The following is a 22,416-nucleotide window of genomic DNA, read 5'->3' as shown; positions in this document are numbered from 1 at the left end:
TCTGCCGAGGCGCACCCCAGCCCGCCACCCTAGTAAGGGTTACCTAACTTAGCCTCACCTTAGCGGATCGGCCAAGCCGGCGTGGCGGCAGGATGCGGTGGTACGCGCACATCAATGAAGGAGACTGTCGTGTCGGCGAACAGCTTCGACGCCCGCAGCACGCTGCAGGTGGGCGACGAGTCGTACGAGATCTTCCGGCTGGACAAGGTCGAGGGCTCCGCGCGCCTTCCCTACAGCCTGAAGGTGCTGCTGGAGAACCTCCTCCGCACCGAGGACGGCGCGAACATCACCGCCGACCACATCCGTGCCCTCGGCGGCTGGGACTCCCAGGCCCAGCCGTCGCAGGAGATCCAGTTCACGCCGGCCCGCGTGATCATGCAGGACTTCACCGGCGTCCCCTGCGTCGTGGACCTCGCGACCATGCGTGAGGCCGTGAAGGAACTCGGCGGCGACCCGGCGAAGATCAACCCGCTGGCCCCGGCCGAGCTGGTCATCGACCACTCCGTCATCGCCGACAAGTTCGGCACCAACGACGCCTTCGCCCAGAACGTCGAGCTGGAGTACGGCCGCAACAAGGAGCGCTACCAGTTCCTGCGCTGGGGCCAGACCGCCTTCGACGAGTTCAAGGTCGTCCCCCCGGGCACCGGCATCGTCCACCAGGTGAACATCGAGCACCTGGCCCGCACCGTCATGGTCCGCGGCGGCCAGGCGTACCCCGACACCCTGGTCGGCACCGACTCGCACACCACCATGGTCAACGGCCTCGGCGTCCTCGGCTGGGGCGTCGGCGGCATCGAGGCCGAGGCCGCGATGCTCGGCCAGCCGGTCTCCATGCTGATCCCGCGCGTCGTCGGCTTCAAGCTGACCGGCGAGCTGCCCACCGGCACCACCGCCACCGACCTGGTCCTCACGATCACCGAGATGCTGCGCAAGCACGGCGTCGTCGGCAAGTTCGTCGAGTTCTACGGCGAGGGTGTCGCGGCGACGAGCCTCGCCAACCGCGCCACCATCGGCAACATGTCGCCGGAGTTCGGCTCCACCGCCGCGACCTTCCCGATCGACGACGAGACGCTGAACTACCTGCGTCTGACCGGCCGCTCCGCGCAGCAGGTCGCGCTCGTCGAGGCGTACGCCAAGGAGCAGGGCCTCTGGCTGGACCCGAAGGCCGAGCCGGACTTCTCCGAGAAGCTGGAGCTGGACCTCTCCACGGTCGTCCCCTCCATCGCCGGCCCGAAGCGCCCGCAGGACCGCATCGTCCTCGCGAACGCCGCCGAGCAGTTCAAGGCCGACGTCCGCAACTACGTCGACGTCGTCGACGAGGCGGGCCAGGAGTCCTTCCCGGCCTCCGACGCCCCGGCCGTCACCCCGAACGGTGCCCCGTCCAACCCGGTCACCGTCACCGCCCCCGACGGCTCGACGTACCAGATCGACCACGGTGCGGTCACCGTCGCGGCCATCACCTCCTGCACCAACACCTCGAACCCGTACGTCATGGTCGCCGCCGCGCTGGTGGCCAAGAAGGCGGTCGAGAAGGGCCTGACCCGCAAGCCGTGGGTCAAGACCACCCTCGCCCCGGGTTCGAAGGTCGTCACCGACTACTTCGACAAGGCGGGCCTGACGCCGTACCTCGACAAGGTCGGCTTCAACCTCGTCGGCTACGGCTGCACCACCTGCATCGGCAACTCCGGCCCGCTGCCGGAGGAGGTCTCCAAGGCCGTCAACGACCACGACCTCGCGGTCACCTCGGTCCTCTCGGGCAACCGCAACTTCGAGGGCCGGATCAACCCCGACGTCAAGATGAACTACCTGGCCTCCCCGCCGCTGGTCGTCGCGTACGCCATCGCGGGCTCCATGAAGGTGGACATCACCAAGGACGCCCTGGGCATCGACCAGGACGGCAACCCGGTCTACCTCAAGGACATCTGGCCCTCCGAGGCCGAGGTCAACGACGTCGTGGCGAACGCCATCGGCGAGGACATGTTCAACAAGTCCTACCAGGACGTCTTCGCGGGCGACGCCCAGTGGCAGTCCCTCCCGGTCCCGACCGGCAACACCTTCGAGTGGGACGCCGAGTCCACCTACGTCCGCAAGCCCCCGTACTTCGAGGGCATGGGCATGGAGCCGGAGCCGGTCTCCGACATCACCGGCGCCCGCGTCCTGGCCAAGCTGGGCGACTCGGTCACCACCGACCACATCTCCCCGGCCGGCGCCATCAAGGCCGACACCCCGGCCGGCAAGTACCTCACCGAGCACGGTGTGGAGCGGCGTGACTTCAACTCCTACGGCTCCCGCCGAGGCAACCACGAGGTCATGATCCGCGGCACGTTCGCCAACATCCGCCTGCGCAACCAGATCGCGCCGGGCACCGAGGGCGGCTACACCCGCGACTTCACCCAGGCCGACGCGCCGGTGTCGTTCATCTACGACGCCTCGCGCAACTACATCGACCAGGGCATCCCGCTGGTCGTCCTGGCCGGCAAGGAGTACGGCTCCGGCTCGTCCCGCGACTGGGCCGCCAAGGGCACCGCGCTCCTCGGCGTCAAGGCCGTCATCGCCGAGTCCTACGAGCGCATCCACCGCTCGAACCTCATCGGCATGGGCGTGCTGCCGCTCCAGTTCCCGGAGGGCGCCACCGCCGAGTCCCTCGGTCTGACCGGCGAGGAGACCTTCTCCTTCGCGGGCGTCGAGGAGCTCAACAACGGCACCACCCCGCGCACGGTGAAGGTCACCACCGACACGGGCGTCGAGTTCGACGCGGTCGTCCGCATCGACACCCCCGGCGAGGCGGACTACTACCGCAACGGCGGCATCATGCAGTTCGTGCTGCGCTCGCTCATCCGCAAGTAGGCGGATCCGAGCGGGACGGACCAAGGCACGCGGTCCAGGGCCGCACCCCCGTCACCGGGGGTGCGGCCCTCCGCGTTCCCTGTCACCGGGGGTGCGGCCCTCCGGGTTCCCCGCCGCTGCCTCCCGCGCGGGCGACGCGCCCGTGTCGCGCCGACACCGGCGCACGGCCGCCGGGTTAAGGTCGGGCGTCCCGTCGGGTTGCGATCCTCCTGGAGGGCACGACGGCCAGGATCAACCGCGAGCGTGTCGTCAGGACGCTGACGTTCTGGCTGCGTCCCGCCTTCGCGCTGCGCGTCCTCAGCCGCTTTCAGAAGGTCATCGGCTTCGACCGGGCGATGGCACTGGCCTCCAGCGCCCTCACCGCGCTCGTCCCGCTCGTCATCCTCGCCAGCGCCGTCCTCAGCAACTTCGTGCACGTCGACGCGGCCGAGCGGATCATCCGGCGCTACCACCTCAGCGGAGCCGGCGCCGACGCGGTCGACTCCCTCTTCTCCCCGACGGAGAACGCGAGCACCGGCGCGGGCGTCTTCGGCGTCGTCTTCCTGACCATCTCGGTGCTGAGCTTCGCCCGTGCCTCGCAACGGCTGTTCGAGCAGACCTGGGACCTGAGACCGCTGAGCGTGCGCAACTCGCGCAACGGCCTGTGGTGGATCCTCAGCCTGGGCGGCTACGCAGTGGTCACCGGGTGGATCACCACGGTGATCGGCGGACGGGAGCTGGGGCTGGTGGCGGCGGTGTGCGAGGCGGTGGTGACCGCCGTGTTCCTCGTCTGGAGCGGCTGGATCCTGTCCGCCAAACGCGTCCCCTGGCGTGGACTGATCCCCTTCGGCGTCACAGCGGCCGTCCTGACCGGCTGCTACTCCCTGTGGGCGACCTTCTATCTGCCGCGCCTCTTCAACGCCTACGCCGCCCGCTACGGGGCGGTGGGCGCCGTGTTCGCGATGCTCTCCGCCCTGTTCGCCATCATGCTCGTACTGGTCGCCTCGGCCGTGCTGGGGCGTGAGGTGCGCGAGGAACTCGACCGCATCCGGGAGGGCCGCCGCCCCTCCGAGCACGAGGTCCGCAGCGAGTGGGACGACCTCGTCGGACAGACCCGGGCCCGCTGGCTCAAGGCCCGCGCCGACGTCGCCTCCCGCCGCAAGCAGGACGGTTGAGGACCGTCCGGTGAACCCCCGGACGCCGTTGACTCGGCGAGAAGTCCGAGCTGGACGACGAGCCGTCGATCAACGTGCCGTACCCGCGTCGCGGTCGACTCGTCCCCCGGACCCGGCCCGTGCCTTCGCCGTCTCCCGTGCGCCGAGCGCCGCGGGACCGGACCCGCGCGAAACGGGCCCGGTCCCGCGGCCGCCGACCGCCCGGAAGGCAGGGGGCCGGCCAGACGGGTTCGGCACTCCCGGGCGGCCGGGACGCGGTGATCGGCACCGGGCTCCCGACTCCGCGGCTCAGGCGAGCAGTTCGACCTCCGATACGGTCGCCCCGCCGTCGAGCACCAGCCGGTACTTCCCGTAGACACCCGGAGCGGCCACGGTGAACGCCCGGAGCTGCCGGTCCCAGCGGAAGGTCTCCCCGGACCGCTCGTCCAGGGTCTTCCAGGTGGTGCCGTCGTCCGAGCCCTGGAGCGTCCAGGCGGCCGGCGCCCGGGTGTGGTCGGCGGGCGAGGTGAGCGTGTACTGCACGGCCCTGGTCCGCTCACCGACCGGCAGGTCGACCGAGGTGACGGTCTCCTCGGTCGCCGAGGTGTCGTCGAACAGGGCGCCGGAGCCCTTCAGGACGTCCGCGCGCGGTGACGGCACCTTGTCGTCCCGGGTGATGGAGACCGGTGCGGCCCCGCGTCCGGTGCCCCAGGCGGACGGCCGCGGGCCCATCTCGAACTCCAGCTCACCGCCGCGCGCCAGCAGGGAGTGCGGCAGCGAGGTCGACCGCCACTCGACGCCGTTGAGGCGCACGTCCTGGACGTACACGTTGCGGGCGCTGTTGCGGGGCGCCTTGATCACGAGGTCCCGGCCGTTCTCCAGGTGCACGGTGGCCTTGGTGAACAGCGGGGAGCCGATGGCGTACTCGCCGCTGCCCATCACCAGCGGGTAGAAGCCGAGCGCGGAGAACAGGAACCAGGCCGACTGCTCGCCGTTGTCCTCGTCGCCGTGGTAGCCCTGGCCGATCTCGCTGCCGGTGTAGAGCCGGGCCAGCACCTCGCGGACCTTCTCCTGCGCCTTCCACGGCCGCCCGGCCGCGTCGTACATGTAGATCGCGTGGTGGGCGACCTGGTTGGAGTGCCCGTACATGCCCATGCGGACGTCCCTGGCCTCGGTCATCTCGTGGATGACACCGCCGTAGGAGCCGACGAACTCGGGGGAGGCCGTCTCGGGCGTGGCGAAGTACGTGTCGAGCTTGTCGGCGAGGCCGGAGCGGCCGCCGTAGAGGTTGGCCAGGCCCCGGCTGTCCTGCGGGGCGGTGAAGGCGTAGCCCCAGCCGTTGGTCTCCGTGTAGTCGTAGCCCCACACGCGGGCGTCGTAGCTCGCGGAGTCGACCCGCCAGGCGCCCTTGGCGTCACGGCCCTGGAAGAAGCCGGCCCGGGTGTCGAAGAGGCTGACGTAGTCGCGGGCGCGGTCGAGGAAGTACGCGGACTCCTCCTGGTAGCGCCGCTCGCCGGTCTCCCGGTAGAGGGCCTGGCCCATCCTCGCGATGCCGTAGTCGTTGAGATACCCCTCCAGGGCCCAGGACAGGCCCTCGTGGGTGGCCGTGCTGGTGTAGCCGAGGAAGGGGGAGGTGGTCATGCCCTTGCGGCCGACGCCGGAGGACGGGGGCACGACCGTGGCGTTCTTCACCGCCGCGTCGTAGGCCGCCCTCGCGTCGAAGTCGACGCCCTTGACGTAGGCGTCGGCGAACGCCACGTCGGAGGAGGTGCCGGTCATCAGGTCGGCGTAGCCGGGGGAGGACCAGCGGGAGGTCCAGCCGCCGTCCTTGTACTGCTGCACGAACCCGTCGGTCAGCTCGCCCGCCTGAGTGGGGGTCAGGAGCGAGTAGGCCGGCCAGGTGGTGCGATAGGTGTCCCAGAAGCCGTTGTTGACGTACACCTTGCCGTCCACGATCTTCGCGCCGGTGTGCGTCGGGGTGTCCGGGCCCGGCATCGGCGAGAACGGGGAGGCGTACTTGTACTGCGAACCGACCTTCTCGAAGCCGGAGTTGGGGTACAGGTACAGCCGGTACAGGCTGGAGTACAGGGTGGTCAGCTGGTCCGGCGTGGCGCCCTCGACCTCGACCTTGCCGAGCAGCCGGTCCCAGGCGCGCCGTGCCGTGGAGCGCACGTCCTCGAAGGAGGTGCCGTCCGGGATCTCCTGGCGCAGGTTGTCCTCGGCCTGGTCGACGCTGATCAGCGAGGTCGCCAGGCGCAGGGTGACGGTCCGGTCGGGGCCGGCGTCGAAACGCAGATGTCCCTTGACCCCGGCGGCGGAGCCCTCCTTCACCGGCTTGTCGAACTCGCCGTACACGAACAGCCGGGTGGCGCCCGTGGACAGGCCGGACTTCACGTCGGAGTATCCGGTGAAGGTGCCGCTGTCCCGGTCGAGGGTGAGTCCCGCCTGGTCGGTGACGTTGTCGAACAGCACGCTCGCGTCGTCGCCGGGGTAGGTGAAGCGCAGCACCGCGGCGTGGTCGGTCGGGGTCATCTCGGCCTTGAGGCCGTTCTCGAAGGTCACGCCGTAGTAGTGCGGCGTCGCGGTCTCGTTCTCGTGCCGGAAGGCCAGTTCACGGGCCTCGCGGCCGGGGTCCGGGGTGCCCGCGGCGGCGGACGGCATCACCTGGAAGGTCTGCCGGTCGCCCATCCAGGGGCTCGGCTCATGGCTGGCGCTGAACGCCTGGATCGTGGGCAGATTGTCCGCGTTGTTCCCTCGGGCGTAGTCGTACAGCCAGCTCAGCGAGCCCGCGTTGGTCACCGGCGTCCAGAAGTTGAAGCCGTGCGGAACGGCGGTCGCGGGGAAGGTGTTGCCGCGCGAGAAGCCGCCGCTGGAGTTGGTGCCGCGGGTGGTGATCGCGTAGTCGGCCAGATGCGCCTTGGGGCGTTCGGGGGCGGCGGGCGCGATCCTGACGTCGTCGAGCCAGCCGCGGAACCGGGCCGGGCCCGCGGGGGAGTCGTAGGCGACGAGGACGCGGTCGATCGTGCGGCCCGCGGCGACCGCGCCGATCCGCGAGACGACGTTGTTCCACTGGTTGACGTAGAGGATCTTCGCCGCGCCCTGTCCGCGCGGGCTGAGCGCGAAGCCGTGCTGGTCGGTCGCCTTCAGGTCGCTGAGATACGTGCCGTCGGTGAAGGCCAGGTCCACCGCGACATGGGTGGCGTCGTAGTCGCGGTCGCCGTCGGCCATCGCCGGGAAGATCCGGTACGACAGCCGGGTGTCGCGGTGCACGGCCACGTCCACGTCGAAGACCTTGTTGTACGAGTACGCCCGGCCCTCGGAGGTGTGGCGGCCCGCGTAGCGCAGCGCCCGCTTCCCGGTGAAGCCGGCCGCCGACTTAGCCGTCGGCGAGCCGCTCGGGCCCCGGTCGACCAGCGACAGCATGTCCTGCGGCACCGGTCCCTGGCCGCCGCCGGTGGAGAACTGGACGTCGGCGAGCTGGGTGATGGTCAGGGCGCCGTTGTTGCGGGTGATCTCCAGCCGGAAGTACCGGTACTCGGCCGGTTCGGCGAGGTCGAAGGTCCGGGTCTGGAAGCGCTCGGTGAAGGTCTCGCCGCTCCGGGTGTCCAGGGTCTTCCAGTCGGTGCCGTCGGCGGAGCCCTTCAGCGTCCAGTCGCGCGGGTCCCGCTCGGCGAAGTCATTGGCCGAAGTCAGGGCGTAAGTCGCCAGTTTGACCGGTTTGTCCATCTCGAACTCGGCCCAGCCGGCCGGCTGGAAGACCAGCCACTTGCTGCTCGGCTCGCCGTCGACGAGGTTCTCCTTCACCTCACCGGCGCCGGTGTTCTCGCCGCTCGCCCGGACGTCCGTGACGTGGTCGGTCACATTGCCCGGGATGCCGCTGCCGTATCCGCCGTCCACCTCCGAGGCGCGCTTGGTGCCGTCGGGCGCGGTGTCGACCGTGTTCAGCCAGTCCGGTGCCGGTTCGCCCGCCTCGAAGGAGGAGGTGAACTCCCGGCCGACGGCGTCGGGTTTCTCCGGCAGGGCGACCGCCACACCCTGCGAGCCCACCGCCAGGGTGAGGACGGCGGTCAGCGCCGCCGCCGTACCCCATCTGTGCCGAACTCTGTGCACGAGCCCTCCCTGCACTTTGGACAACGTTGTCAACTTCGTGCGCAGGGTCAAGTAGGGGTGCAAGTGGTCAGGCGTGTCAAGGGTGTTGACTGTGGCGTCCGGGGGTGTTGTCGCGAATTCCTCCGGTCGTGATCGATCGGGCGGCGGATATTTCCGTGAGGTCTCAACTCGGAAAAGACCAACAGCGAACCTTGCATTCGATCTTGCTCCGCTGGCGGGAAGTGGACTATACCTGTCGGCGATCCCGGACCTTCACCAGCGTCCCGGAGCAGTTCGTGCACGACCCAGCTTGACCCCACCGCGGTGCCGGCGAGGATCCGGTTCACCGCCTGAGTCCTGGAGAAGGCGAGGACTTGAGCATGGGATCCACTTCCGCCGAGAACAATGGTGCCGAGAACTCCGACGCGGGTGTCGGCCGCCGCGATCTGATCAAGCGGTCCGCCGCGCTCGGCCTGATCGCCGTGCCGTCGATGGGCGTGCTGTCCGCCTGTGCCAGCGGCGGCGGCGACGAAACGAGCGAGGACACCAAGGGCAAGACGTCCAAGGACAACCCCTTCGGTGTGAAGAAGGGCAGCAAACTCGACGTCGTCATCTTCAAGGGCGGTTACGGCGACGAGTACGCCAAGGTGTGGGAGGCGAGCTTCCAGAAGAAGTGGGGCGTCACCTCCACCCACACCGGCACCCAGGAGATCACCGGAAAACTCCAGCCGCGCTTCAACGGCGGCAATCCGCCGGACATCGTCGACAACTCCGGCGCGCAGAAGATCAAGATCGACGTCCTCTACAAGAACGGCCAGCTCCTCGACCTCGCCGCGGTCCTGGACGCGCCCTCGGTGGACGACCCCTCGAAGAAGGTCCGCGACACCCTGATCCCCGGCACGCTCGACGCGGGCATGCAGGAGGGCAAGATCGTCGCCCTCAACTACATCTACACGGTGTGGGGTCTGTGGTACTCCGGCAAGCTCTTCGAGGAGAAGGGCTGGGAGGAGCCCAAGACCTGGGACGACTTCCTCGCCATCTGCAAGGACGCCAAGTCCCAGGGCATCGGCGGCCTCGCGCACCAGGGCAAGTACCCGTACTACATCAACGTCGCCATCATGGACCTGATCGCCAAGACCGGCGGTCTGGAGGCCATGAAGGCGATCGACAACCTCGAGCCGAACGCGTTCGTCGGCTCCGACGCCGCGAAGGCCGCGGTCGAGGCGGTCTACGAGGTCGTCGAGAAGGGCTATCTGCTGCCCGGCACCAACGGCCTGACCCACACCGAGTCGCAGACCCGCTGGAACCAGTACAAGGCCGCCTTCATCACCTGTGGTTCGTGGCTGGAGAACGAGCAGCTGAAGCAGACCCCGGCGGACTTCGACATGAGGTTCATGCCGATGCCGCTGCTGCCGGACAGCGCCATGCCGTACGAGGCGATCCGGGCCGGCTCCGGCGAGCCGTTCATCATCCCCTCCAAGGCCAAGAACCTGGCTGGGGCGCAGGAGTTCATGCGGATGATGCTGTCCCGCGAGTGGTCGACGCTGTTCGCCAAGGAGGCGAACTCGCTGACCATCCTCAAGGACGGCGTGGACCCGAGCGTCCAGCTGCGGCCGGGCACGCAGTCCACGGTCGAGGCGTCCAAGGCCGCCGGTGACAACACCTTCCGGTTCCTGTACACGGAGTGGTACAGCGAGATGGACACCGCCATCCAGAACGCGTCCAACGAGCTGATGGCCAAGCGCATCCAGCCCGCGGAGTGGCTGAAGCGGGCGCAGGCTGCGGTGAACGAGGCCGCGAAGGACCCGGCGGCCAAGAACAACCGCCGGGAATAGCGAATTCGGGTTTCGCCGTGGGGGCGTGGGTGCTGTTCAGGGGTGTGGTTCATCGCGGCGTGTCGCGCACACGCGGCGGCGGCCGCATATCGGGTACAGCCCCCGCGCCCCTCGGGGACGACAGGGGCAGGGTGTTCGATGCGTAAAGGGCAGCACCGGTTCGTAGCGGGGTTCTTGTTCGTCCCCGTGGCGTTGTATCTCGTCTTCGTGATCTGGCCCTATCTCCAGACGATCGGCTACTCGCTGACCGACTGGAAGGGCCAGTCCCAGACGTTCGAGTTCATCGGTCTGGACAACTACAAGGAGTTGTTCCAGGACGACATCTTCCTGGGTGCCATCTGGCACAACATCCTGTTCCTGGTGTTCATCCCGGTGATCACCATTCTGCTCGCGCTGTTCTTCGCGTTCATGCTGAACGCGGGCGGCCGCAGCCGGGCCGGCGGGGTCGCGGGCGTCGCGGGATCGAAGTTCTACAAGGTCGTGTACTTCTTTCCGCAGGTGCTGTCGCTGGCGATTCTCGCGGTGCTGTTCGGGGCCGTGTACCGCAGTGACAGCGGCGGCATGCTGAACGGCCTGCTGATGAAACTCGGACTGGTCGACGAGAGCAGTCCGGTGGAATGGCTCAACGAGCCGAACATGGTGCTGTGGATGCTGATGCTGGTCGTCGTCTGGCACGGCGTCGGCTTCTATCTGGTGCTGTTCTCGGCGGCCATGCAGTCCATTCCGCGCGACATCTACGAGGCCGCCCTGATCGACGGCGCCGGGCGCGGACAGTCCTTCTTCCGCATCACGCTGCCCCTGCTGTGGGACTCCGTGCAGACCGCCTGGGTGTACCTCGGTATCGCGGCCATGGACATGTTCATCCTGGTGTCCACGATGACCGCGGGCGAGTTCGGCGGCGGCCCCGACCATCACAGCGAGGTCATGGCGACGGCGATGATGCGCAACTTCCTCATCTACGGCAAGAGCGGCTACGCCTGCGCCATGGGCGTGGTGATGCTCGTGCTCACCCTGATCCTGTCCGTGGTCATGCTGCGGGCCACCCGCCGCGAGCGCATCGAGTTCTGAGCGGGAGAGAGACGACCGACATGAGCGCACCCATCGACGACACCAGCGCCCCCGTCAAGCAGGGCGCGGCCGTACCCGCACAGCGGTCCCCGGACAGGATCCCCGTCCGCCCCGGCGGCGGCCGGGGCGAGGGCGTCGTGCTGAACGTCTTCTCGCACGGCTTCCTCGCCGTGTGGGCCCTGCTGATCGTGCTGCCCCTGCTGTGGCTGGTGCTCAGCTCCTTCAAGACCGACGCCCAGATCGGCGGCTCGGCCTTCGGCTGGCCGCAGAACTGGTCCCTGGACGTGTTCGCCCGCGCCTGGGACAAGGGCATCGGGGACTACTTCCTGAACACGGTCATCGTGCTGGCCTTCTCGGTGCCGCTGACCATGCTCTTCGGCTCCATGGCCGCCTACGTCCTGGCCCGCTACCAGTTCTGGGGCAACCGGTTCCTGTACTACTTCTTCGTCGCCGGCGCGATGTTCCCGGTGTTCCTGGCCCTGGTCCCGCTGTTCTTCATGGTCAAGCGGCTGGACATGCTGAACACCTACCAGGGTCTGATCCTGGTCTACGTCGCCTACTCGATGCCGTTCACCGTGTTCTTCATGCACGCGTTCTTCCGGACCCTGCCGACGGCGGTGTTCGAGGCGGCGATCCTGGACGGGGCCTCGCACGCGCGGACCTACTTCCAGGTGATGCTGCCGATGGCCAAGCCGGGCCTGATCAGCGTGGGCATCTTCAACACGCTGGGGCAGTGGAACCAGTTCATCCTGCCCACGGTCCTGATGCAGCCGCAGAGCGGTGACGACCCCGAGCGCTATGTCCTCACCCAGGGCCTGATCCAGCTCCAGCAGCAGCAGGGCTACGCCACCGACCTGCCGGTCCTGTTCGCCGGCGTGAGCATCGCCATGATCCCCATGCTGGTCGTGTACCTGTCCTTCCAGCGCCAGGTCCAGGCCGGACTGACCTCGGCGACCCTGAAGTGACCCTGAGGTCACCCGGGGAGCCCGGATCGGCCGGCCCCGGGGCGACCGGGGGAGACCCGCCCGGCCCGGGGGAGACCCGCCCGGCCCCCGGAGCGAGGCGGGATCACCCGAATGGCGTAACCCCGACCGACTTGTCCCGGCGCCCCCGGACCGGGCCGCGCCCGGCCCCGCAATGACACGGGACCGCGCTTGAAGTAACCCAGAGCTCTCACCCGAACGCACGCCGTTCCCGCCCCGGGGAGCGGCGTGCCTCGCTGTGTCGCCGCCTCCTGAAATTGTTCAACCTCTTGACGGGAGGCAACCCGAACAGCTCAGCTTAGAGTTCACTAGTTGGACATAGACGGGGCCTCACCGAAGCGGTCCCGCGCGCAGGAGGTCGTCGTGGAGACTCCGGGGTCGCAGTCGTCGCTGCACCGAGCCAACCTGGAGCGGGTGGTCCGAGCCGTCCGGCTGGCGGGATCCCTGACACAGGCGGAGATCGCGCGGACGACGGGCCTGTCGGCGGCGACGGTCTCCAACATCGTCCGTGAACTGAAGGACGGCGGAACCGTCGAGGTCACACCGACCTCGGCCGGCGGCCGCAGGGCCCGCAGCGTCAGTCTGAGCGGGGACGCCGGGATCGTCATAGGAATCGACTTCGGGCATACCCACCTCCGGGTGGCGCTCGGCAATCTGGCCCATCAGGTGCTGGCCGAGGAGTCCGAGCCGCTGGACGTGGACGCGTCCGCCGAGCAGGGCTTCGACCGGGCGGAAGAGCTGGTCGGCCGCCTGGTCGCGGTCACCGGCGTGGACCGGTCCAAGATCGCCGGAGTGGGCCTCGGCGTGCCCGGCCCGATCGACGTGGAGTCCGGCCAGCTGGGCTCCACCGCCATTCTGCCCGGCTGGAGCGGCACGCGCCCCGCGGAGGAGCTGCGCGGCCGTCTGGGCGTACCCGTGCACGTGGACAACGACGCCAATCTGGGCGCCCTCGGAGAGCTCGTCTGGGGGGCCGGCAAGGGCGTGCGGGACATGGCCTACATCAAGGTCTCCAGCGGTGTCGGGGCCGGTCTCGTGATCGACGGGAAGATCTACCGCGGGCCCGGTGGCACTGCGGGAGAAATCGGACATATTACACTCGATGAATCCGGCCCTGTCTGCCGCTGCGGTAATCGCGGCTGCCTGGAGACCTTCGCGGCGGCGCGCTATGTGCTGCCGCTCCTCCAGCCCAGTCACGGCACCGACCTGACCATGGAGGGTGTCGTACGGCTGGCCAGGGACGGAGATCCGGGCTGCCGTCGGGTGATCGCCGACGTCGGCCGACACATCGGCAGTGGAGTCGCCAATCTCTGCAACCTGCTGAACCCGAGCCGGGTCGTCCTGGGCGGTGATCTCGCCGAGGCCGGTGAGCTCGTCCTCGGGCCGATCAGGGAGTCTGTCGGCCGCTACGCGATCCCCAGCGCGGCGCGCCAACTGTCCGTTCTCCCGGGAGCACTTGGTGGCCGTGCGGAGGTACTCGGGGCGCTCGCCCTCGCACTCGGCGAGGTGGGCGATTCGACCCTTTTGGACGGCACGCTGCCGACCGCTGCGCCTGCCTTCACTTAGAGAACGGATGGCACCGTTGCCATCTCGTTAAGGATTTACTTCTTGACGTCGCACGTGTGGCCGAGTTGACTTCCAGCCACCTCGGCCGCAACGACGCGGCCTCGTCAGGGAGGTTTCTGAATGAACACGCGTATGCGTCGTGCCGCCGTGGCCATCGCCGCCGGTGCAATGGCCGTATCCCTCGCCGCCTGTGGCAGCGCGGACAAGGCCGAAGGTGGCAGCGACTCCTCGCCGTCGGCCGCCAAGGGCGACGACATCAAGGTCGGCCTTCTCCTCCCGGAGAACCAGACCGCTCGCTACGAGAAGTTCGACCGCCCGCTGATCGAGCAGAAGATCAAGGAGCTGACGAACGGCAAGGCGACCGTCGAGTACAACAACGCCAAGCAGGACGCGAACCTGCAGGCGCAGCAGGTCGACACCATGATCACCAACAAGGTGGACGTCCTCATCCTGGACGCCGTCGACGCCAAGGCGATCAAGAACTCGGTCCAGAAGGCCGTGGACGCCGGCATCAAGGTCGTCGCCTACGACCGCCTCGCCGAGGGCCCGATCAGCGCCTACACGTCCTTCGACAACGTCCAGGTCGGCAAGACCCAGGGCGAGGCGCTCCTCGCGGAGCTGGGCGACAAGGCCAAGAGCGGCCAGATCGTCATGATGAACGGCTCCGTCACCGACCCGAACGCCGCCAAGTTCAAGGAGGGCGCGCACTCCGTCCTCGACGGCAAGGTGAAGGTCGGCAAGGAGTACGACACCAAGGAGTGGAAGCCGGAGAACGCCAACGCCAACATGGAGGCGGCGATCTCGGCTCTCGGCAAGGACAAGATCGTCGGCGTCTACTCCGCCAACGACGGCATGGCGGGCGGCATCATCACCGCCCTGAACGCGGCCGGCATCGGCGGCATCCCGGTCACCGGCCAGGACGCCGAGCTCGCGGCCGTGCAGCGCATCGTCGCCGGTGAGCAGTTCATGAGCGTCTACAAGCCGTACGCTCCCGAGGCCGAGGCCGCCGCCGCGATGGCCGTCGCGCTCGCCAAGGGCGAGGACGTCACCACCGTCGCCAAGGACAAGGTCACCAGCGACAGCGCCAAGGACGTTCCGTCCGTCCTGGTCCCCGTCACCTCGCTGACCGTCGAGAACATCAACGACACGGTCATCAAGGACGGCGTCTACACCGCCGCCGAGATCTGCACGGGCAAGTACAAGGCCGCCTGCGACAAGGCCGGCATCAAGTAGCACCCCCGAGGCACGGCAGGTCCACACGGGTACGGGAACCCAGCGTTGAGTTCCCGTACCGGACGGCCGCCTCCAAGGCTCCTCCGGCGCCCCGCTCATACCAGCCCCGCAAGCTCGTGCGGGGCGCCGGACGGAACATCCCCCAACTCTTAGCACTACCTTCCGCCGGGTCAGGCGGCGAAGGAGATGGTTCACGTGTCCGCTACGCCTGTTCTGGCGTTGCGCGGGGTCTCCAAGCGATTCGGTGCCGTCCAGGCGCTCACCGACGTAGAGCTCGAGGTCCACGCCGGTGAGGTCGTCGCCCTGGTGGGCGACAACGGCGCCGGAAAGTCCACGCTGGTCAAGACGATCGCCGGCGTGCATCCCATCGATGAGGGCGTCATCGAGTGGGAAGGCAAGGCCGTTGCTATCAACCGGCCGCACGACGCCCAGTCCCTGGGCATTGCGACGGTCTACCAGGACCTCGCGCTGTGCGACAACATCGATGTCGTCGGCAACCTCTTCCTCGGTCGCGAGGTGAGCAAGCGCGGCGTCCTCGACGAGGTCGAGATGGAGCGCCGCTCCCTCGAACTGCTGAAGACCCTCTCGATCCGCATCCCCAGTGTGCGGATCCCGATCGCCTCGCTCTCCGGCGGCCAGCGCCAGACCGTGGCGATCGCCCGGTCCATGCTCGGAGAGCCGAAGCTGGTCATTCTCGACGAGCCCACCGCGGCCCTCGGCGTGGAGCAGACCGCACAGGTCCTCGACCTCGTCGAGCGGCTGCGCGAGCGCGGCCACGCCGTCGTGCTCATCAGCCACAACATGGCCGACGTCAAGGCGGTCGCCGACAAGGTGGCCGTGCTGCGCCTCGGCCGCAACAACGGTGTGTTCGAGGTCAAGACGACCTCGCAGGAGGAGATCATCTCCGCCATCACCGGCGCCACCGACAACGCCGTGACCCGCCGTGCGGCGCGCACGAGTGGGGAGGTTTCCAAGTGAGCATCGACAAGACCTCCGCGGCAGAAACGACTCCGCAGGACCAGGGCCTCGTGGAGAACCCCGAGGCGGCCGCCGGTTCCGACGTCGCCGTCGACCCGCGCCTGCTGGTGCAGGAGCAGGGCCTGGCCGGCTACCTCGGTGAGTTCAAGCGCAAGATGAAGGCCGGTGAGCTCGGCTCGCTGCCCGTCATCCTCGGCCTGATCGTCATCTGCGTCGTCTTCCAGAGCCTGAACTCCGCGTTCCTCTCCGCGGAGAACCTGAACAACATCACGATCACGATGGTCGGCACCGGCATGATCTCGGTCGGCATCGTCTTCGTGCTGCTGCTCGGCGAGATCGACCTGTCGGTCGGCTCGGTCAGCGGCGCGGCCAGCGCCATCGCCGCCGTCCTGGCGGTGAACCAGGGCTGGCCCGAGTGGGCGGCCGTACTGTTCGCCATCGCCGCGGGCGGTGCCATCGGCGCCCTGCACGGCTTCTTCTTCGCCGTCCTCGGCGCTCCGGCGTTCGCCGTCACCCTGGCGGGCCTGCTGTTCTGGCTCGGCTTCATGCTCCAGACGCTGGGCGAGAACGGCACGATCAACCTCGCCAGCGACGGCTTCATCGGCAAGCTGACCACGTACTACTTCAGCGACGTCGCCGCCGCGTACGGTCTGGCCGCCGTGGTCGTCGGGGTGTTCTTCCTCACCTCCTTCCTCGGCAACCGCCGTCGTGAGGCGGTGGGCATCCCGTTCCGTCCGCTGAGCGACACGCTGCTGCGGACCGGTCTGCTGGCGGTCATCGCCTTCGCCGCGGCTGCCATGTACAACCAGTACAAGGGCCTGCCGCTGGCCACGGTGATCTTCCTGGTCTTCCTGGTCGCGACCGACTTCCTGCTGCGTCGCACGGCGTACGGCCGCAAGGTCTTCGCGCTCGGCGGCAGCGTCGAGGCCTCCCGGCGCGCGGGTATCAACGTCACCGCGGTCCGGATCTCGGTGTTCGCGATCTCCGGCGGTTTCGCCGCCATCGGTGGTCTGTTCCTGGCCTCGAAGATCGCCTCCGCCAACCAGTCCGCCGGTACCGGTGACCTGCTGATGAACGCGATCGCCGCCGCCGTGATCGGTGGTACCTCGCTGTTCGGCGGCCGTGGCCGCACCTGGAACGCCCTGCTCGGTGTGCTGGTGATCGTCTCGATCCAGTACGGCCTCCAGCTGGAGTCCATCGCCGAGCCGGTGAAGTACATGATCACCGCCGGTGTTCTGCTCACCACGGTCGTCATCGACTCCATCACCCGCAAGACCCAGAAGACCGCGGGTCGGGCATAGCTGTAGCGCCTTAGCGCCGTAGGGGCGCGGGTGGACTGGCGGCTGCCGCTTGTATGCGGCCGGTCGCGCAGTTCCCCGCGCCCCTTTCGGCGCGTTTCCCCGTCACCACGTTGTCGGGTAGACCCGATTGCGTGATCTGTGGACCGGCCCGGGAACCGTGCGGCCGGGCGGAACATTAGACTCGACAGCCCGGCAACAGCTCGATCAGCTCTACTGCAAGGAGGCACGGGTGCCGCTGCTGACCCGCATCAGGGGACCGCGCGATCTGGACCGGCTCAGCCTGGAGCAGCTCGACCAGCTGGCTGAGGAGATCCGGACCTTCCTGGTGGACGCGGTGTCCAAGACCGGCGGCCACCTCGGCCCCAACCTCGGTGTGGTGGAGCTGACCATCGCCCTGCACCGGGTCTTCGAGTCACCGAAGGACAAGGTCCTCTGGGACACCGGCCACCAGTCCTACGTCCACAAGCTGCTCACCGGCCGGCAGGACTTCTCCCGGCTGAAGATGAAGGACGGCCTGTCCGGCTACCCCTCGCAGGCCGAGTCCGAGCACGACGTCATCGAGAACAGCCACGCCTCCACGGTGCTCGGCTGGGCCGACGGCATCGCCAAGGCGAACCAGCTGATGAAGCGCGACGCCCACGTCGCCGCCGTCATCGGCGACGGCGCCCTCACCGGCGGCATGGCCTGGGAGGCGCTGAACAACATCGCCGAGGCCAAGGACCGCCCGCTGGTCATCGTCGTCAACGACAACGAGCGCTCCTACGCGCCCACCATCGGCGGCCTCGCCAACCACCTGGCCACCCTGCGCACCAGCGACGGCTACGAGCGCTTCCTCGCCCGGACCAAGGACCTCCTGGACCGCACCCCGGTCCTCGGCCGCCCCCTCTACGAGACCCTGCACGGCGCCAAGAAGGGCCTGAAGGACTTCATCGCCCCGCAGGGCATGTTCGAGGACCTCGGCCTGAAGTACGTCGGCCCGATCGACGGCCACGACATCGAGGCCCTGGAGTCCGCGCTGGCCCGCGCCAAGCGGTTCGGCGGGCCGGTCATCGTGCACTGCCTCACCGAGAAGGGCCGCGGCTACCAGCCCGCTCTCCAGGACGAGGCCGACCGCTTCCACGCCGTCGGCAGGATCCACCCCGACACCGGCCTGCCCATCGCCTCCTCCGGCGCCGACTGGACGTCCGTCTTCGGCGACGAGATGGTCAAGCTCGGCGAGGAGCGCGAGGACCTCGTCGCCATCACCGCGGCGATGCTGCAGCCGGTGGGCCTGGACCGCTTCGCCAAGCGCTTCCCCGACCGCGTCTACGACGTCGGCATCGCCGAGCAGCACGGCGCCGTCTCCGCCGCGGGCCTGGCCCACGCGGGCGTGCACCCCGTGTTCGCCGTGTACGCCACCTTCCTCAACCGGGCCTTCGACCAGGTCCTCATGGACGTCGCCCTGCACAAGTGCGGGGTGACCTTCGTCCTGGACCGCGCCGGTGTCACCGGCACCGACGGCGCCTCCCACAACGGCATGTGGGACATGTCGATCCTCCAGGTCGTACCCGGCCTCAGGCTCGCCGCCCCGCGCGACGCCGAGCAGGTCCGCGCCCAGCTGCGCGAGGCCGTGCAGGTCGAGGACGCGCCGACCGTGGTCCGCTTCTCCAAGGGCGCCGTCGGCCCCGCCGTGCCCGCCGTGGGCCGGGTGGGCGGCATGGACGTGCTGCGCGAGCCCGGCACCGACACCCCGGACGTGCTGCTGGTCTCCGTCGGCGCCCTCGCGCCGATGTGCCTGGAGATCGCCGGTCTGCTCGACCGGCAGGGCATCACCACCACCGTCGTCGACCCGCGCTGGGTCAAGCCCGTGGACGAGGCCATGGCCCCGCTCGCGGACCGGCACCGCGTCGTCGTCACCGTCGAGGACAACTCCCGGGTCGGCGGAGTCGGCTCGGCCGTCGCCCAGGCCCTGCGCGACGCGGGCGTGGACGTGCCGCTGCGCGACTTCGGCATCCCGCCGCGCTTCCTCGACCACGCCTCCCGCGGCGAGGTCCTGGCCGAGATCGGCCTGACCGCGCCCGACATCGCCCGCCAGGTCACCGGCCTCGTGGCCCGGCTCGACGGCCGGTACGACGAGGCGGCCACGGCCGAGGTCGAAGCCGCGCGCGACTGACCGCATGCACCCGGATGGGCCGGTTTCACCACTGTCGGAGTGGTGAAACCGGCCCATCCGCGTGAAGGCGCTCGTGCCGGGGCATACGTGGTGCACCCCCTCTCGATCATGTCGAGGACGACAAGTGGGAGGTAAACCCGTGAGCAGTACCCTCTTCCGGACGAAGAAGGTCGAGCAGTCCATCCTCGACACCGAGGAACCCGAGCACGCACTCAAGAAATCCCTGTCGGCCCTGGACCTCACGGTCTTCGGCGTCGGCGTGATCATCGGTACCGGCATCTTCGTCCTGACCGGGACGGTGGCCAAGAACAACGCGGGGCCCGCGGTGGCCCTGGCCTTCGTCGCGGCGGGTGTCGTCTGCGCCCTCGCCGCGCTCTGCTACGCCGAGTTCGCCTCCACCGTCCCGGTGGCCGGCTCGGCCTACACCTTCTCCTACGCATCCCTCGGCGAACTGCCCGCCTGGATCATCGGCTGGGACCTCGTCCTGGAGTTCGCGCTCGGCACGGCGGTGGTGGCGGTCGGCTGGTCCGGCTACATCGCCTCCCTGATGGACAACGCGGGCTGGCACCTGCCCGACGCGCTCGGCACCCGTGACGGCGCCGACGGCTTCGGCTTCGACATCCTCGCCGCCGCGCTCGTCCTGGTGCTCACCGCGATCCTCGTCCTCGGGACCAAGCTCTCCGCGCGCGTCACCTCGGTGGTCGTGGCGATCAAGGTGACCGTCGTGCTCACCGTGATCATCGCCGGTGCCTTCCTGATCGACGGCAACAACTACGACCCGTTCATCCCGAAGAGCCAGGAGGTGCCGGCCGGCGAGAGCCTCCAGGCGCCGCTGATCCAGCTGATCTTCGGCTGGGCCCCCTCCAACTTCGGTGTGATGGGCATCTTCACGGCCGCGTCCGTCGTCTTCTTCGCCTTCATCGGCTTCGACGTCGTCGCCACCGCCGCCGAGGAGACCCGCAACCCGCAGCGCGACATGCCGCGCGGCATCCTCGGCTCCCTCTTCATCTGCACCGCCCTGTACGTCGCCGTGTCGATCGTCGTGACGGGCATGCAGCACTACACCGACCTGTCGGTCACGGCCCCGCTCGCCGACGCCTTCAAGGCCACCGGACACCCCTGGTTCGCGGGCTTCATCAGCTTCGGCGCCGCCGTCGGCCTCACCACGGTCTGCATGATCCTCCTGCTCGGCCAGACCCGTGTCTTCTTCGCCATGAGCCGCGACGGACTGCTGCCGCGCTTCTTCTCCCGTGTCCACCCGCGGTACAAGACGCCGCACCGGCCGACCATCCTGCTCGGCGTGATCATCGCGATCGTGGCCGGCTTCACCCCGCTGAGCGAGCTCGCCGAACTGGTCAACATCGGCACCCTGTTCGCCTTCGTCGTCGTCGCCATCGGCGTGATCATCCTCCGCCGTACGCGCCCCGACCTGCCCCGTTCCTTCCGCACGCCCTGGGTGCCGTTCCTGCCGATCCTCTCGGTCCTGGCCTCCCTGTGGCTGATGCTCAACCTCCCCACCGAGACCTGGCTCCGGTTCGCCGGCTGGATGGTCGTCGGCATCGTCGTCTACTTCCTCTACGGCCGCTCCCACAGCCGCCTCGGCCGCCACGAGGAGACGGTCAGGGCGCCGGGCCCCGGAGAGGCCTGACACCGGCTCCCAAGGGGCGCGGGGAACTGCGCGACCAGCCACGACCCACCCACGGCCGCAACACGAAGGACCAGGGCAGGTGGCAGGCCGCCCGGCCCGCGCCCCTTGCCGTCAACGGACTCAGCGCCGGACCGAGCGCGGCCCCACGACCTCCGCCCCCAGCGCCCCCACCCGCCCCCGCAACTCCCGGTCCGCGGTCACCACGAGACAGGGCCGCCCCGCGGTGGCCACCAGCTCCACGACGAGATCGTCACCGCTCCCGCCCGCGGACTCCACCCGGACCCCCGGCACCGACGACACCCCGCGCGCGGCCCCCTCCACCACGAGCACGATCTCCAACGGCCCGTCCCGCCCCGGCACCCCGTCGGCCGCCAGCCGGTCCCGCAGCCGCTCCGCGGCCCCCCGCCGGTCACGCCACCATCCGTCCGGCACGGACCCCACGACGTTCGCGCCGTCGACGATCACCAGCAAGGGGGCACTCATGCCCTCAGCGTCCCACGCCCTGCGGGCGGGCGGACCTCCGCCGTCCGATTAGAGTGACTCCGTGCCCATGGTTCGCGCAGTGAACGGCAATTGGCTCATACGCGGCCGCGACGGCCGTCTGAGTGTCTATCTCCCCTCCGACGACGCGGTCCTGTGCCGCGCCGAGTTCGCCCCGGGCGGCACCTGGCAGGCACCCCGCAGGATCGGCGGCGCCCAGCAGCTGCACGCCGGGTTCGCGGTGGGCCAGGGCGCCGACGGCTATGCCCATCTGGTCGCCTGGCGGCCCACTCGTTCGGGTGAGTCCGGCCTGGTGCACTCCACGCACTTCCGGCCCCTGCTCGCCGCACTGGACTGGGCCCCGGTCGGCCACCCCAACAAGCAGGGCGAGCGCACCGGAGAGCCCGCCGTCGCGGTCGACGCCGAGGGCCGCGCGTACCTCTTCGTGCGCAACCGCGGCAAGGGCGTGCAGACCGTCAACCAGAAGGAGCGCGGCGGCTGGAACACCTGGCACGACCTGCGCGGCTCCAGGGTGCACGACCAACTCGTCGCGGTCACGGGGGAGTCGGGCCGGATCGAGGTGTACGCCACCAACCCCACGGGTGTCCTGCGCTGGCTCCAGCAGGAGCCGGGCGGCCGGCCGGTGGCGGCCGATCCGCTGACCGCCGACGTGGAGCCGGGCACGCTGGCCGCACTGCCCACCTCCAAGGAGCACACGACCCTGTTCTACGCCGCACCCGACGGCATGCTGTACGCCTGGCGGGAGGGCGGTGAGCCGGCCCCGCTCCTCGCCGCGGCCGGTCCGGGCCCGGTGGCGCTGCTGCGCTGCGACATCGACGGCCACGACTGCACCGTGCTCGCCCAGCGCTCCGCCTCCGGCCGGGTCGCCTTCGCCGCCTACCCGACCGAGGGGGAGACGGCGGGCCTGTGGTGGACGGAGTCGGGCCCCCAACTACCACCGGGCACCCGCGTGGCGCTGACGGTGGACGGCACCGGCCGCGTCACCGCCGCCACCCTCACCCCCGACGGCACCCTCCGCATCACCCGCCGCAAGGAGGAACCGGGCCTGGCCCTGGAACCCTGGCAGGAGTGCAACGCCCCATAAG

General features: G+C 69.3%; 14 protein-coding genes. 12 read left to right on the top strand and 2 right to left on the bottom strand.

The genetic code is table 11. From position 1 onward, the window contains the following. Window positions 1–129: 129 nt before the first annotated feature. Both acnA and ACFYR0_RS04630 read left to right on the top strand, forming a co-directional pair. Complete coding sequence (gene acnA / locus ACFYR0_RS04635) at window positions 130–2,847, top strand: aconitate hydratase AcnA (protein WP_389321824.1); 2,718 nt, start codon at window positions 130–132, stop codon at window positions 2,845–2,847. 335 nt (window positions 2,848–3,182) lie between these two features. Continuing rightward, window positions 3,183–4,001: a YhjD/YihY/BrkB family envelope integrity protein gene (locus ACFYR0_RS04630; protein ID WP_389321822.1), complete on the top strand. Its 819-nt coding sequence runs from the start codon at window positions 3,183–3,185 to the stop codon at window positions 3,999–4,001. A 288-nt stretch (window positions 4,002–4,289) separates the two neighbouring features. Here the strand turns inward: ACFYR0_RS04630 and ACFYR0_RS04625 are convergent, their stop codons facing one another. After that, window positions 4,290–8,033, bottom strand: coding sequence for a GH92 family glycosyl hydrolase (locus ACFYR0_RS04625; protein ID WP_389321979.1), 3,744 nt, complete (start codon window positions 8,031–8,033; stop codon window positions 4,290–4,292). Window positions 8,034–8,449: 416 nt separating this feature from the next. On the opposite strand from ACFYR0_RS04625, the gene ngcE reads away from it, so the two are divergent. The 9 genes from ngcE (at window position 8,450) to ACFYR0_RS04580 (ending at window position 20,830) form a co-directional block, all read left to right on the top strand. Further along, entirely contained in the window at window positions 8,450–9,904 is a 1,455-nt protein-coding gene (ngcE, locus tag ACFYR0_RS04620; protein WP_389321820.1) for an N-acetylglucosamine/diacetylchitobiose ABC transporter substrate-binding protein, read from the top strand. Between the two features lie 138 nt (window positions 9,905–10,042). Then, on the top strand, window positions 10,043–10,972 hold the full coding sequence (locus ACFYR0_RS04615; protein ID WP_389321818.1) for a carbohydrate ABC transporter permease: 930 nt from the start codon (window positions 10,043–10,045) through the stop codon (window positions 10,970–10,972). 20 nt (window positions 10,973–10,992) lie between these two features. After that, window positions 10,993–11,937, top strand: coding sequence for a carbohydrate ABC transporter permease (locus ACFYR0_RS04610; protein ID WP_389321816.1), 945 nt, complete (start codon window positions 10,993–10,995; stop codon window positions 11,935–11,937). 381 nt (window positions 11,938–12,318) lie between these two features. Then, entirely contained in the window at window positions 12,319–13,518 is a 1,200-nt protein-coding gene (locus tag ACFYR0_RS04605; RefSeq protein ID WP_389321814.1) for an ROK family transcriptional regulator, read from the top strand. Window positions 13,519–13,638: 120 nt separating this feature from the next. After that, on the top strand, window positions 13,639–14,751 hold the full coding sequence (locus tag ACFYR0_RS04600; RefSeq protein ID WP_389321812.1) for a sugar ABC transporter substrate-binding protein: 1,113 nt from the start codon (window positions 13,639–13,641) through the stop codon (window positions 14,749–14,751). A 186-nt stretch (window positions 14,752–14,937) separates the two neighbouring features. Next, window positions 14,938–15,729: an ATP-binding cassette domain-containing protein gene (locus tag ACFYR0_RS04595; protein ID WP_386380835.1), complete on the top strand. Its 792-nt coding sequence runs from the start codon at window positions 14,938–14,940 to the stop codon at window positions 15,727–15,729. Further along, window positions 15,726–17,030 carry a sugar ABC transporter permease gene (locus ACFYR0_RS04590; protein ID WP_389321810.1) on the top strand — a complete coding sequence of 435 codons (1,305 nt, stop codon included), beginning with the start codon at window positions 15,726–15,728 and terminating at the stop codon, window positions 17,028–17,030. Before ACFYR0_RS04595 ends, ACFYR0_RS04590 begins: the two co-directional genes overlap by 4 nt. A 229-nt stretch (window positions 17,031–17,259) precedes the next feature. Further along, on the top strand, window positions 17,260–19,182 hold the full coding sequence (gene dxs, locus ACFYR0_RS04585) for a 1-deoxy-D-xylulose-5-phosphate synthase (protein WP_389321808.1): 1,923 nt from the start codon (window positions 17,260–17,262) through the stop codon (window positions 19,180–19,182). A gap of 139 nt (window positions 19,183–19,321) precedes the next feature. Beyond that, window positions 19,322–20,830, top strand: a complete 1,509-nt coding sequence (locus ACFYR0_RS04580; RefSeq protein WP_389321806.1) for an amino acid permease — start codon at window positions 19,322–19,324, stop codon at window positions 20,828–20,830. Between the two features lie 120 nt (window positions 20,831–20,950). On the opposite strand, the gene ACFYR0_RS04575 is transcribed toward ACFYR0_RS04580, so the two are convergent. Then, a complete protein-coding gene (locus tag ACFYR0_RS04575) occupies window positions 20,951–21,313 on the bottom strand; it encodes an NTP pyrophosphohydrolase (RefSeq protein ID WP_389321804.1) in 363 nt (120 codons plus the stop codon). Window positions 21,314–21,392: 79 nt separating this feature from the next. Between ACFYR0_RS04575 and ACFYR0_RS04570 the strand changes: the two genes are divergently transcribed. Further along, window positions 21,393–22,415, top strand: a complete 1,023-nt coding sequence (locus ACFYR0_RS04570; protein ID WP_389321802.1) for a hypothetical protein — start codon at window positions 21,393–21,395, stop codon at window positions 22,413–22,415. Window position 22,416 lies beyond the last annotated feature (1 nt).

Source organism: Streptomyces sp. NPDC005017, assembly GCF_042873115.1.
GTDB lineage: Bacteria > Actinomycetota > Actinomycetes > Streptomycetales > Streptomycetaceae > Streptomyces.
This window is presented reverse-complemented; position numbering and strand designations above follow the sequence as displayed.